13 protein-coding genes are annotated in these 14,429 nt (G+C 30.7%); 6 read left to right on the top strand and 7 right to left on the bottom strand.

Annotated features, from left to right (window positions below; translation table 11 throughout):
• Nucleotides 1-19: 19 nt before the first annotated feature.
• From BUB83_RS05310 to BUB83_RS05285, 6 genes are all read right to left on the bottom strand, one after another.
• Complete coding sequence (locus BUB83_RS05310) at nt 20-811, bottom strand: class II aldolase/adducin family protein (RefSeq protein WP_073337413.1); 792 nt, start codon at nt 809-811, stop codon at nt 20-22.
• 209 nt (nt 812-1,020) lie between these two features.
• Nucleotides 1,021-1,785 carry a DeoR/GlpR family DNA-binding transcription regulator gene (locus BUB83_RS05305; protein WP_073337412.1) on the bottom strand — a complete coding sequence of 255 codons (765 nt, stop codon included), beginning with the start codon at nt 1,783-1,785 and terminating at the stop codon, nt 1,021-1,023.
• 228 nt (nt 1,786-2,013) lie between these two features.
• Nucleotides 2,014-3,438, bottom strand: coding sequence for a rhamnulokinase (locus tag BUB83_RS05300; protein ID WP_073337411.1), 1,425 nt, complete (start codon nt 3,436-3,438; stop codon nt 2,014-2,016).
• A gap of 29 nt (nt 3,439-3,467) precedes the next feature.
• Nucleotides 3,468-4,766 carry a class II aldolase/adducin family protein gene (locus BUB83_RS05295; RefSeq protein WP_242950633.1) on the bottom strand — a complete coding sequence of 433 codons (1,299 nt, stop codon included), beginning with the start codon at nt 4,764-4,766 and terminating at the stop codon, nt 3,468-3,470.
• A gap of 104 nt (nt 4,767-4,870) precedes the next feature.
• Entirely contained in the window at nt 4,871-5,194 is a 324-nt protein-coding gene (locus BUB83_RS05290; protein WP_073337409.1) for an L-rhamnose mutarotase, read from the bottom strand.
• Between the two features lie 13 nt (nt 5,195-5,207).
• Complete coding sequence (locus tag BUB83_RS05285; protein WP_073337408.1) at nt 5,208-6,701, bottom strand: L-fucose/L-arabinose isomerase family protein; 1,494 nt, start codon at nt 6,699-6,701, stop codon at nt 5,208-5,210.
• 233 nt (nt 6,702-6,934) lie between these two features.
• On the opposite strand from BUB83_RS05285, the gene BUB83_RS05280 reads away from it, so the two are divergent.
• From BUB83_RS05280 to BUB83_RS05255, 6 genes are all read left to right on the top strand, one after another.
• Complete coding sequence (locus tag BUB83_RS05280; RefSeq protein WP_084133414.1) at nt 6,935-7,744, top strand: helix-turn-helix domain-containing protein; 810 nt, start codon at nt 6,935-6,937, stop codon at nt 7,742-7,744.
• A gap of 99 nt (nt 7,745-7,843) precedes the next feature.
• On the top strand, nt 7,844-8,614 hold the full coding sequence (locus BUB83_RS05275; protein WP_073337406.1) for a DeoR/GlpR family DNA-binding transcription regulator: 771 nt from the start codon (nt 7,844-7,846) through the stop codon (nt 8,612-8,614).
• A 164-nt stretch (nt 8,615-8,778) separates the two neighbouring features.
• Nucleotides 8,779-10,326, top strand: a complete 1,548-nt coding sequence (locus tag BUB83_RS05270) for a sugar ABC transporter ATP-binding protein (RefSeq protein ID WP_143160479.1) — start codon at nt 8,779-8,781, stop codon at nt 10,324-10,326.
• On the top strand, nt 10,323-11,303 hold the full coding sequence (locus BUB83_RS05265; RefSeq protein ID WP_073337405.1) for an ABC transporter permease: 981 nt from the start codon (nt 10,323-10,325) through the stop codon (nt 11,301-11,303). Before BUB83_RS05270 ends, BUB83_RS05265 begins: the two co-directional genes overlap by 4 nt.
• Nucleotides 11,304-11,317: 14 nt before the next feature.
• Nucleotides 11,318-12,289, top strand: coding sequence for an ABC transporter permease (locus BUB83_RS05260; RefSeq protein WP_073337404.1), 972 nt, complete (start codon nt 11,318-11,320; stop codon nt 12,287-12,289).
• A gap of 41 nt (nt 12,290-12,330) precedes the next feature.
• Entirely contained in the window at nt 12,331-13,329 is a 999-nt protein-coding gene (locus BUB83_RS05255) for an autoinducer 2 ABC transporter substrate-binding protein (RefSeq protein WP_200801439.1), read from the top strand.
• 46 nt (nt 13,330-13,375) lie between these two features.
• Here the strand turns inward: BUB83_RS05255 and rhaS are convergent, their stop codons facing one another.
• Nucleotides 13,376-14,419 carry a rhamnose ABC transporter substrate-binding protein gene (gene rhaS / locus BUB83_RS05250; RefSeq protein WP_073337403.1) on the bottom strand — a complete coding sequence of 348 codons (1,044 nt, stop codon included), beginning with the start codon at nt 14,417-14,419 and terminating at the stop codon, nt 13,376-13,378.
• Nucleotides 14,420-14,429 lie beyond the last annotated feature (10 nt).

Below are 14,429 nucleotides of genomic sequence, written 5' to 3'. Positions count from 1 at the left end.
CCTATTCTTTTCAGAATTACTATTTATTCATTTCCGCAATTACTCTTTGAGTTATTGCACTTACCAATGCTGCCATATCATCTGATTTAGGTTCTACTTTTGCTTCTACTTTAGGTGTTGGTGCACATGCTCCTTCTTTACATAAATCAAATGGATATTTTCCTGGCAAATTAAATTTTGCTCTTAAATCATATAATGCTTCAACCTTAGTATCATCTAATACTTTAGGTCCACCTAATTGTGTAGATATAAACATTAACTTTGCATAAAACTCTAAAGATTCCATTTTGAAATATGCATTTGTTAAGTCAACACTAAAACTAAGTGCTCCATGATTTTCTAATAATACTGCATCATAATTTTGAAGATATTTACTTACTGCATCTGGAATTTCATCAGTAGATGGTGTACCATATTCAGCAATAGGAACACATCCTAGAGAAACTACTGCTTCAGGCATTATAGGTTTAGTAAGTGGGATACCTGCAATTGCAAAACTTGTTGCATATGGTGGATGAGCATGTACAACTGCAGTAACGTCAGGTCTTTCTTTATAAACTCTTAAGTGCATTTTCATCTCTGAAGAAGGTCTATATCCTTTATTAGCAGTAATTATATTTCCTTCTTTATCTACTTTACAAATCATATCTGGAGTCATATACCCTTTACTTACACCAGTTGGTGTACACAAAAATTCGTTGTCACTTATTTTAACTGAAATATTACCATCATTAGCCGCAACAAATCCGTTATCTTGAATCCTTTTACCTATTTCACATATACTTTTCTTAACTTCATATTCAGATACCATTTAAATACCTCCTAAATTTTTGTTTGTTTTGTTTTGTGTCCGTTTTTCTTTGTTTAATGATATTATATCAATCAATAAAAGATAAGTCAATGCAAATAAAGAAAAAACCACAAATACTTTTTGCTGTATTTGTGGTTTTTTCTTTATCTTTTTTATTTATTTGTTTTTTTAATTCTTGTTTAACTTTAAATACTTTATTTTACAATGAGTTAGGTACAATAAATCAATTCACCTTTAGAATTATAAATAGTTTCTTCCCATTCTTGAGATAATTTTTTATCCGTAAATACCATATCAACTTTTTCCAAATCACAAATTTTAACAAAGGCTTTTTTATCAAATTTAGTATTATCTACTACTAATAATACTTTATCCGCTACTTCTATCATTGATTTTTTAACTTCACACTCTTGCTCATTTGAGTCTGTAATACCTTTTTCCTTATGTATGCCCTTACAACATACAACTGCAACATCTACATTATAATTTTGTATTGTATTTTGAGATATACTTCCTACCAAAGACATAGCTCCTTCTCTAAGGGTTCCACCTGTTGATATTACTGTTATGCCATCTACTTTAGCAAGTTTAGTTAGTAATATAACAGAATTAGTGATCACTGTTAATTTATTTCTGTTCTTCAAAAATTCTGCAACTTGAATTGCCGTAGAACTTGAATCTAAAAGTATTGTATCTCCATCATTAATATATTCAGCTACCATTTTCCCAATACATTTTTTTCCTTCTTTATTTCTAACTTCTCTTATCTTAAAAGGAAGCTCTTGAACCGTACTTTCGTTAATAACAGCTCCACCATAAGTTCTCTTAAGAAGTCCTTGCTTTTCAAGTTTTTCTAAATCTCGTCTTACAGTTTCCTCTGTCACCCCAAAATTTTTACTTAAATCTGTTACCATCACACTTTTTTCTTCTTCAATTATTGTAATTATTATTTTTCTTCTTTCTACTGCCAGCATTCTATTCACCTACTTCTAGCTTTTTTAAATTGACTATTCATTTTTTTCAAATAATTAACTAAATTTAAAATAATTCTTACTGTTTGTTTTTCTTTGTTTATCTTTATTGTATCATGACTTGTATTATTTATCTAGTTAAAAAAGGATACATAGTCATCCTGATTCTATGTATCCACAAAAACATATTATTATGCAATAAAATAGTTTTTTTACATACTTATTTTATAGCTATTTTTCAGGAAGAAATTTTTCTGTTTCAAATGAGTTCTTTATTATTTTCCTTCCCTGTTCCAATGTTTCAATTGCACCTATTGCTTTTAATTGCATAACTATATTTCCTAATACAGATGCTTCTATAGGTCCTGCAAGAACCTTTTTGCCCGTTACATTTGCAGTTTGTTGACATAAGAATTTATCTTGAATTCCTCCACCCACCATATTTATTGTTGAAATACTTTCGCCTGCAATTTCTTCAATACACTCTACAACCTTTTTATATTCGCTAGTCAACCCATTATAAGCAGCAATAGCTAATTCTCCAAGTTTTTCTGGTTTTCCTTGATTATTTTCAACACAATAATTTTGTATTGCTTCAATCATATTATGTGGTGCCATGAAAGACTCATGGTTAGGATCAATTATAAAATCTTTATTTTCAACTTGTAATACTGCTTTAATAATATCCGGAAACCCTATTTCCTCCACTCTTTCACTCCAACTCTTTCTGAGTTGTTGAAGTAACCACAAACCATTAATATTCTTTAAAAACCTAATAGTATCTTCAACTCCGCCTTCATTTGTAAAGTTGTATCTTGCAGAATCACCACTAATAATAGGTTTTTTGCTCTCAATACCTAGTAAAGACCAAGTACCACAACTTAGATAAACACTATCATTGCCCTCAAGTGGCGCACCGCAAACTGCCGAGGCTGTATCATGACTTCCAACAGCTACAACAGGTATTGAATCAACTTCAAGTTCTGCTTGTACCTCTTTTGTAAGATTACCAATTATATTACCTGGTTCTATAATTTCCTGCAAAATATCATATGGCAAATCTAATTTTTCTATTAATTCTTTTGACCATTTCTTACTTTTTGCATCTAGCATTTGAGTAGTTGATGCATTAGTATATTCATTATACTTCTTTCCTGTTAAATAATAATTAAATAAATCTGGCATAAGCAATAATGTTTTTGCTTTTTCAATTATATGCGGCCTAAATTTTTTATCTGCCATTAATTGATAAACAGTGTTCAGCTCCATAAATTGAATACCTGTAATATCATATATATTTTCTAATGACATATTTTGTTTAACTTTCTCCATCATACCTTCCGTTCTAGTATCTCTATAATGAATAGGCATCCCTATAATATTATCATTTTCATCCAATAATCCATAATCTACTGCCCAAGTATCTATTCCAATACTGTGTATTTTTCCAAATTTAGAAGATGCTTTTTTTAATCCTTGTTTTAAATCATGAAAAAGTCTAAAAGTGTCCCAATAAATATGCGACCCCATAATAACTGGCTCATTTAAAAATCTGTGAACCTCTTCTAGTTCAATTTTTTCACCATCAAAAGTACTTACTATAGCTCTTCCACTAGAAGCACCAAAGTCAAATGCTAAACTAATTATTTTTTCCATATTATTCACTCCTACTTTTGTTTTTAATATTATTGTAATTTAAACGCTTCTTTCAAATCATCTATTTTACTTTCATCAATAGTAACTATTTTCCCAATACTTTTAGTAGCAATTATTGCCTTTGCACTATATTCTGCTACTTCTAGCCTATCAAAAGCATTTATCAAATTTGTTCCAGTTACAATTACACAATCATTTGCAACTAAAGCAATTGGTGTATCTTCTTGAAAAACTTTGGCAAGTTTCTCTGGTTCTATGAAAGTTGACCCAAAAGGAAGTTTTTTTACATCTCTCAATAATACATAACTTTCTGGTATAGTCCTAGAATCGAAATCAATATCAGTTACTGCAAAAGCCATAATGTTTGGTGCATGAGCAATGATTACTGAATTTATGTGAGGATGTTTTTCATAAATAAGTTTATGCATTAAAACTGAATGACTAGGACTTTTCCCTGCTTCTTTTTTTCCATTTTCAATTCTAACAATGTCCTCCACTTCAATATACTTTCTGTCCACCCCATAAGGTGTTATTATAAATGAATTTTTACTAAGTCTTTGTGAAAAAGTACCTTGAGTGCTGGTAAAAAGATTTTGATCATAAGCACGATGTATTAATTCACACATTTCTCGCCTTGAGTCTCTTTCTTCACTACTAAAATACTTTCCTTCAAATTCTTCCATATCAGCACTTTTTTTATTCTTAGCTAATTCCATTTCCATTGAAGATAATTCTATAGGTTCTCCAATTTGATTTGCTTTAATCTCAAGCCGACTACTAAAATCCAATGTTTCAAAAGACATAAATGTTTCGAAAAGATCATTTCCGCCTATGACTATACCATGATTTTCTAATATAACAGTATTTATACCAGTTTCAAAAACATCAGCTATTTTTTCTCCCAAACTTTCACTTCCTGGTAATCCATATTCCGCCATACCCACATCTCCACAAACGTTTTCAACACTAGGAATCAAACGAGTATTTGGAATTTTTCTTATAATACTAAAAGCAACTAGTGCAGGTGGATGTGCATGAAGAACTGCTTTTAAATCTGGTCTTTTCTCATACACTAATTTGTGAAAAGGGAACTCACTAGAAGGTTTATGTTGCCCTATTATTGTTCCATCAGGCTTTACCCTAATTATATCTTTCCTTGTTAATGAGCCCTTATCTATTGCACCTGGTGTTATCCAAATATCTCCATTTTTATCTCGTATAGAAAGGTTTCCCCCAGAAGTGGTTGTCATTCCATATCCATATATCCGTTTCATAATCATAATAATTTGATCTGCTGGATGTAACAATTTAAAATTCACCAGTATCATCTCCCTTAAATTTGTTTCTATTATAATAATACAGTAATTTTAATTATCTTTTTATGTCCTATGGAGTGATTGATTTGTCTTTTTAAGTTATTATTAGAACACAATTATTTATGATAAAACATACACTCCATAGAATTAACATCTGCATAATAGCTTCCATCATCAAGAAGAATAGAATCTATTACATTGCTCATGTATTCATTCCATTTTAAAACAACATCACTTTCTTTTTGAATCTTAACTGCATATTCAATATCTTCCGTTTCATAATATCCAAATAAATCATTTCCTAAAAGCCAAATTGAGTAATTATGAATACCTGCATCATTTAATATTTCAGTCATTTCTGGCCATATTTCATCATGTCTTTTTTTATACTCTTCTTCCATTCCATTTTTCAGTTTAAGTTTAAATGCTATTCTCTCCATAAATAACCTCTCCTTAAAGAATAATTTTGTTTAAATTAAGTAAATAAGCAATTTTTTCAAATAAAGACGCATTATGACCTACTGACATGGCACAATGATGGGTAGGAGCTTCAACAAACCATTTATCCATGTATTTATCAGGGTGTTCTTTAAATTTTATATGAGTTTGAGTATTCCCTATCATCAATATAGGTGCTTTTATAGCCTTTCCTTCACTAATAATCATCTTCATTTTTCCATCTATTGTTTGCGTAATTCCAAGAGTAGTTACTTCTCCTTCTTTAACCTTTGCCTCTACAGACACACCACTCCCTTTTTTACCATGATAAACTCCCATTCCTCTTAACACAGGTACTCCTTCAGAAATAGAAATGTGGAATGGTCCATCATGACCTAAAATAATAGTTTCTTCATTATAATCTACAGCTACTATTTCAGAAAAACTGCCACCCTTTTCTACTATATCGCAAATTTTCATTGCGATAGCAGTTTTTAAATCCCCTTCTCCTGCACATGGTATACCTGCTGCTGTTAGTAAAGAGTGTCCAACTATAAAACCACTTTGTAAATCTTCATAATGATTTCCATTTGAACCATGATAGTAATACGAAAGGGCATCTAAATCATATTCTTTTATCATTTTTTCTTGAGCTACCGCAACTTTGCAAGACCACTTTAATTGTTCCTCAGAAGGTTTCTTTGCAATTGGGTCTGAGGGTGAGTCCCCTGAAATTTGAAAGAATTCTTTTACGCTTGCCATTTTGGCATTTATTTCTTCTTCTGTAATACTTTTTAAATTTTTATCTAAATCACACATTTCTAATATTTCAACATGAATACCCATTTGAGATTGTACCATTGTAAAATCACTATACATGTCTAACATACCGCTATAATTATTTCCCAAGAAACCAAAACGACTATTTTGTAATGTACGTTTAACAGTTGCTGCCTGTGCCCACTCACTGATTTCTCTCCAAGCTCGAATAGCTTCTTTTCTATTTACTGTTACCTCATCTGTTATAGAGATTTCTGGAGTTTCTTCAAGTCCTAATAATCCATTTATAATTTTATAATCTACTCCTGCCCTATTTAACGCATTTGCAAATTCTGGAACAGGACAAGCACCGCAATGTGCTAACCACTCACCTGTTGAAGTTTTTTCGTAATTCATACTAGCAGTTGGCTGAAGGTTTAAAATTACTAAAGGTGAATTACAAATCTGATGTACTGGCAGCACAGAGGAACTTGTACAATAAGTAGCAGAATGACAAAATACAAAATCCACATTGTTTGAGTTAAGCCATTCCCCTGCTTCTCGCCCTTTAATTTCATCATCTACAAGTCCAAAATTATAAACTTCTCCAAATTGTGATAATTTTTTTTCGATGAACTTTCCATAATTTATTAATCGTTGTTCTAAACCCTCAAATTGAGTCCAATATGCTTTTAGCCCTACTGAATAAAGCCCAATACGAGCTTTTTTTATCTGTTTAATTCTTTCCATTTTATCAACCTCCAATTTATAATCTTACTATTAAGTAAATGAGTACATTTTTTTTTACTATAATTATTCCACCCTTTACTCTTTAATTATAGTAATATATAATCATAGGAACAATAATGTATCTTGTTAGAAAATAATAGTATCTTGGGGGAGTGATTTGAATTTCTAATTTAGTAGAGAATATTGTATATAATTGGTCTAGTGACTCAATTCGTTTAATTACAACACCTAGTATGGTGGCAAAATCATGTTTTTTTTATGTACAAGAAATAGGATATTTCAAAACAAAACAAAACTATTTTGCAGAACGTGCTAATCTAAATTCCTACTTAATAATAATCACATTAAAAGGTAAAGGAATTTTAAAATATAGGGGCAAAAGCTATATTTTACAAAAAAATCAAGTTTTTTTCATAGATTGTATGGAGCATCATTATTATGAAACTGATAATAATGACCTTTGGGAATTCGAATGGCTTCATTTTAATGGTGCTACTAGTAGAGGGTATTATGACCAATACATAAATAACAATTCCCCTGTTACAACGTTAAAGAATGATTCTGAACTTTCATTTAATCTACAAAAATTACTAGAAATTCATAAACAAAGAAGTCTTAGAGTAGAACAAATCAGTTCGAAACTTATAGTAGACATTCTAACAGAGTTATTATTAATAATGAACACTCAAGATCACTGGGATTATTACATGCCTGACTATATTCATAAAATCATGAAATATATAGATAAACACTTTAATGAAAGAATATGCCTAGAACAACTTTCCAAAGAATTTTCTGTTAGTAAGTATCATATGGCTAAGGAGTTTAAAAAATATACTGGTTTCTCACCAAATGAGTATATTATTACTTCTCGAATTACTTATGCAAAGAATTTATTGCAGTACTCTACCCTTTCAATAGGAGAAATTTCAGAAATTATAGGTATTAATAATGTAAGTCATTTTATAAATCTATTTAAAAGCAGAGAATCACTAACTCCACTTGCTTTTAGAAACAATTGTCAAGAATCGAAAAGAAGTTAATTATTATAACCAAAAATTCATATTCAAAATTAAATGAACACAATCGAAATTTATGATACAATTAGATTATACATTTAGATTTAAGCAAAGGAGCTTTTTATGTTTGCAATCGAAAGACGACAAAGAATTAAGGATATTTTAGTTAAAGAAAAAAGAATAGATGTTTGTAATTTAAGCGAAAACTTTCAAGTATCGGAAGTTACCGTTAGAAGAGATTTAGATAAATTGGAACAAGAAGGATTTTTAATTAAAACTTACGGTGGTGCAGTTTTAAATGAAGAACACTCAACACCAATAGCTTATACTGATAATCTTGAAACCCCAGAAGAAGAAAAAAAACTTATTGCTAAAATAGGTGCTCAAATGATAAACGAAGGGGATGCAGTATTTTTAGGTCCTGGTTCAACTATTTTAGAAATTGTAAAACTCATCAAACATAATAGAATGACAGTAGTAACTAATGATTTATTAGTAGCCCTAGAATTAAAAGATTGCAATGAAACAAAAGTTGTTGTCACGGGTGGAGATTTAATACAATCATCTTCTATACTAGTAGGTCAAATTGCCCAAAAACTGATTCAAGATATATATTTAAATAAAGTTTTTATAAGTGTAAAAGGTGTAGACCTAGATTCTGGCTATACTGTAGACAGTTATGAAGAAGCAATGTTAATTAAACAGATATTATCTATTACAAAAGAAGTAATAATAGTAGCTGACTATACCAAATTTAATAAAACCGCTTTTGCTAGGCTTGGTTCATTTAACATTGCAAAGAAAGTAATTTCTAATAAACAGATTCCTTCTGAATATAAAAAGTTTTTCTTCGAGAATAATATTAAACTTTATACTACATATGAATTAGAGTGATTTCAGTTCAACTATTTATTTATACGTGTACAAAACTAGTTGATACGTCTAGTTTTTAGAAAACTAGTTGATACGTCTAGTTTTTAGAATAAGTATAAATTAAGTTTCACAGTGGGATCCCTATAGCGTAATTTTTTCTACAATTTGAGGATGGAGGAAAAACATTGAAATACATTATCGAGATGAAGAATGTATCAAAACAATTTAATGGAAATTTTGTATTAAAAAATATAGATTTTAAAGTAACAACTGGCGAGGTTCATGCTATTATTGGTGAGAATGGAGCTGGTAAATCAACACTAATGAAGATTTTAGCTGGTGCTGTAAAAGCTGATACTGGCGAGATTTTAATAAATGGAGAAAACGTTTGTAATCCAAATGAGAAGTTAATGAAAACTTTTGGGTTAGAAATGATTTATCAGGATATTAGTTTGTTTCCAGATTTAAATGTAGCAGAAAACATTTTTATAGGTAGAAGACCTATTAAAAATTTAAGCTTTATAAAGATTATTGACTGGAAAAAAATTTTTTATGAAACACAGTATTATTTAGATTCATTTGATTTAAAAATTCACCCAAAAACTTTAGTTAAAACTTTAAGTATAGGTCAACAGAAAGTAATAGAAATAATCAAAGTAGTTTCTAAAAATGCTACTATTATTGTAATGGACGAGCCCACTTCCGCTTTAACTGAGCAAGAAAAAGAAAATTTATTTAAAATGATACTTGAATTCAAGAAAATAAATATTACTACTATATTTATTTCTCATAACTTAGATGAAATAAAAAGAATAGCAGATTCTATAACTATTTTAAGAGATGGTGAGATAGTTGAAATTTGTAGAATTGATGAAGTAAACACTAATCATCTCATAAAACAGATGGCTGGAAAATCTGTAAAAGATAGATACCCAAAATTAAATGTGTCTATCGGAAAAGAAGTATTATCCATAAGAAATCTAGGGTATAAAAAAAGAATAAATGATATAAACTTCACCTTAAAAAAAGGCGAAATAATAGGTATAACAGGATTAAGCGGAGCTGGGAGGCGAACACTAGCTAAAACCCTATTTGGTATTTATAAACCCACAGAAGGTTCTATCTACATAAACCAAAAACCAGTTACCATTAGATCCTCTAAAGATGCTATTGCGTCTAGTATTAGTTATATTACAAGTAATGTTAATTCTGAAGGACTTATCGATAAAATGTCTATCTCCAATAATATTTCTATTACAAACCTAAGTAGAATTACTAGATTTGGATTCATTAATAAAAAAGATGAAGCCAATTCTACAGGTAGGTTAATTAAAAAACTTGGTATAAAACAATCAGGTTGTGATAATGTGGCTGATTTAAGTGGCGGAAATAAAAAGAAAGTTATTTTAGCAAAGTGGCTGTACGTTAACTCTAAAATAATAATTTTTGATGAACCTACCAGCGGTATGGATATTAGTTCTAAAGTAGATATCTATAATATAATGAATGAGATTCTAAGATCTGGAGCTTCTATAATATTAATTTCATCTGATCTTCCAGAACTCATAGGAATGTGTGATAAAATTGAAATTATGTGCAATGGGGAGATAAAAAAAGAATTAAAAAGAAATGAGTTTTCTCAAGAAAAAATACTATTTTATGCTTCTGGTGGAGAAGATAATGACCATAAACAAACTTTAGGCGACATATTCACTGTGGGGGATAACTTATGAAAGAGATTTATAGAAAAAGAAAATTTGTAATCTTTTCTATCATTATTTTTATTAGTTTTATTATTTCAGTTAAATCCCCAGTATTTTTAACTCCTGAAAATTTACTTAGTTTAATTACAAATAATATTGTTCTAGCCATAATGTCCATTGGTATGACTCTTATTATAATAGCTTCTGGTATTGATATCTCAGTTGGATCTCAATTAGCAGTTTCAGCCATTATCGTGGGCAAATTTATATCAACCAGTTATGCAAATTATTTTACTGTGTTCTTTGTAGCACTTTCATGTGGTCTTATTCTAGGCTTTATTAATGGATTTATTATAGCAAAAGCTAAAATTTCATCTATTATAATTACTTTAGGAACAATGAGTATGTATAGAGGTTTAGTAATGAATGTAACCAAAGGAAAATGGATAACAGGTCTTCCTGATTGGTTTCTTCAAATATCACGTTCAAAACTATTATTAGTTCCAATACCAATATATATATTGATTATAGTAATAGCAATAACTTGCTTTATTCTAAAATACACTGAACTTGGAAGAAATATTTATGCCGTGGGCAGCAATCCAATTTCTGCAACAAGAGCTGGTGTAAATATATCTTTTGTTTACATGTTTGTATTTTGTTATATGGGTTTATTAACAGGATTAGCTTCTATACTCTATAGCTCTGAATTAGGTTCTATTCAACCAAATGCTGGGGTAAACTTTGAGCTAACAGTTATTGCTTCAGTGGTTATTGGTGGTGCAAATATTCTTGGTGGAAGTGGTACTATCTTAGGTACACTACTAGGTGTTATACTTATGGGCATAGTTCAGAATGGTTTAATAATAGCCCGAATTCCAACTTACTTTCAAAGTATTGTAGTAGGATTCATTATAGTAGTTACTGTATCTCTAGATGTAATTCAAAGAAAAAGAAATGATGAAAACCTGTTTGTTTTTGAACATAAGGTAGAAGATGATAATTAAAGGAGGATTAGTCTGTGTTTAAAAAAATTAACCTAGGTGATATAATACTGCTTGCTTTTTTTATTATTTTATTAATATTTATGTCCATTATGTCCCCAATATTTTTTACATTTAATAATATTATAGCAATAACCGAACAAATGTCAGAGCTTGGAATTATTGCATTAGGTATGACCGTTATAGTTTTATCCTCCGGTTTAGATTTGTCTATAGGTTCTATAACCGGGCTATCTGCTGTAGTTATTGGATTCTGCTTTTCATCTGGCATAAACATTGGTTTATCCATGATATTAGGCCTTTCTGTAGCTGTATTATGTGGTGCTATTAACGGATTCTTTATTGCAAAAATCGGTGTTTCATCCATACTTGTTACATTAGGAACCATGGTTCTTTTTAATGGTATAGCCCTTGCTATTAGTAGAGGTAATGCCATTTCTGGATTTCCTCAAAGCTATTATTTTATAGGACAAGGACATCTAGGCTTCATTCCAATACAAACTTTAATATTTATAATTCTAGCAACTATAACCTCTATTATTCTTAAAAAAACTCCTTTAGGAAGAAAAATCTATTTTGTGGGGTCAAATCCGGTAGTAGCAAAGTATTCTGGTATAAATATAACTAAAGTATTAATGTTTGTTTATATGTATGCAGCTTTACTTTGTGGTATTTCTTGTATAGTTATAACTTCTAGAGTTGCCACTGCGAGGGCTGATATTGGAGCTGTTTATCTTTTGCAAAGTATTGCAGCAGTAGTTTTAGGTGGAACAAGCATTAATGGGGGCGAAGGTTCTATTATGGGAACAATTATTGGCGTCTGTATTTTTGGAGTTCTTGCAAATGGTTTTAATTTAATAGGGGTAAGTCCATTTATCCAAACATTTATGATGGGCTTTATTTTGATTTTTGTACTATTAACTAATTCTATTTCTTCATCAATTGGCATAACTACCTCTAACAAAAAAAATTTAAAGAAACTTTTGTAAATTTATTTTACTTTCTTTAAAAAATAATAGGAGTGAGAATTTTGAAAAAACACTTATGTATATTTTCATCAATACTTTTATGTCTATCACTTTTATCCGGTTGTAATTCTGAAAATCTGCACTCTGATACAGATCAAAAAAAACTCAATATAGCTTTAGTCCCAAAAATTGTTGGCATCCCCTATTTTGAAGCTGCTGCTGATGGAGCTTTTCAAGCCGCAGATGAATTAGGGGTAAATGTTATTTACACCGGTCCAACCACTACTGATGCTGCTCAACAAGTAAATTTAGTTCAAGATTTGATTTCAAGGAAAGTTGATGCTATTGCAGTATCTGCCAACGACCCTGTTTCTCTTGCTCCAATATTAAAAAAAGCTAAAGAAGCTGGTATAACTGTACTAACATGGGATTCCGATTCTCAAGATGATTCAAGAGAATTATTTGTAAATCAAGCTGATGCGGAATATCTCGGTAGACACATAATGGATAATTTAGCTGAAAACATGGATTTCCAAGGTGAGTACGCTATAATTACTGGTGCTTTAACAGCTTCAAACTTGAATACTTGGATGGAATGGATGATTAAACAGCAGCAAGAAAAGTATCCAGAAATGACACTTGTTACTGTTGAAGCTTGTGATGATGATCAACAGAAGGCTTACACTATTACTCAGAACATGTTAATAGCTTACCCTAATCTAAAAGGGATTATCGGTAATAGTTCTGCAGCCCCACCCGGTGCATCTCAAGCCGTTTATCAATCTGGCAAAGCAGGCATAGTAAAGGTGGTTGGTTTATCAACTCCAGCTTTAATGAGAGAATCATTAAAAAATGGTTCTGCACAAGTAGTTACTTTATGGGATCCAGGTAGACTAGGCTATTTAACTATAAAGCTTGCAGTAAATATGATTAGTGGTAATAAACCTCATGATGGTGATGAATTTGCAAGTATAGGCAAAATTCAAGTTAAAGGTACTGAAGTCATTATGGGAATCCCACTTGACTTCACAAAAGAAAATGTAGATGATTTCGATTTTTAAATAGTAAAAATAAAAATCCCCTATTAAATAAGGGGATTTTCGTTTTTTAGTATACTGATTTCCATTCTCCAATGTTATCTGCATCAAATTTGAAGGGGTCGCCTAACATTATTTCTGTTCCATCTCCAACAGCAATAATTTCTTTTTCACCAAGAGTACCAGCGTCAAATTTATCTCCTGCAGCACCTGTTATTGTTCCTTTTACTAAAGCATCCGCAGCGTATCCAGCTAAGTATCCAACATCTATTGGATTCCATAAATACATCCATTGGCAAACTCCGCTTTCAATGTAATCAGCCATTTCGCTTGGTAATCCTAGACCTGTCAACTGAACTTTTCCTTTTAAGCCTTTATCTGTTAAAACTTTACCAGCTGCAGCTACACCTACTGTAGTTGGAGAAATAATTCCTTTAAGATCTGGATAAGTTTTAAGTAATGCTTCAGTTTCAGATACACTCTTATCTCTTAAATCATCACCATAAGCAACTTTTACAAGTTTCATATCACTATATTTAGGATCTTCTAATTCCTTTTTCATCCACTCAATCCAAGCATTTTGATTAGTAGCTTGAGAAGTAGCACTAAGAACAGCTATATCACCTTTTCCACCAGTCATATCGTAAAGAGCTTGAACTTGAGTACGTCCTATTCTTTCAGGGTCTGCTTGATTTACATGAACCATACGGCTATCTGCATTTACAGCTGAGTCCAATGAAAGAACTTTTATACCATTGTCCATCGCTTTTACTAAAGCAGGTTGAAGTGCGTCTGGATCATTTCCAGCTATAGCAATAACATCAACTTTTTGATTAATAAGTTCTTCTATCATTTGTATCTGTGCTTCTGCAGTAGGTTGATCTGGAGCTTTAAGAATAACTTCTGCACCAAGTTCTTCTACAGCTTTTTTAAATCCTTCCATTTCTTTTTCATTGTATGGATTACCAGTGTTTTTAACTATAATCGCATATTTTTTTGTAGTTTCTTTTCCGCCATCAGTGCTAGTAGCTGTATTTACTGCTTTGTTTCCACAACCTGCTAGTAAAGAACCTATTACTACTAATGATAAAATAGTTGACAATACTTTTTTCATTTCTTTTCCC

The sequence above is a fragment of the Clostridium grantii DSM 8605 genome, from assembly GCF_900129965.1.
Classification (GTDB): domain Bacteria; phylum Bacillota; class Clostridia; order Clostridiales; family Clostridiaceae; genus Clostridium_AF; species Clostridium_AF grantii.
This window is presented reverse-complemented; position numbering and strand designations above follow the sequence as displayed.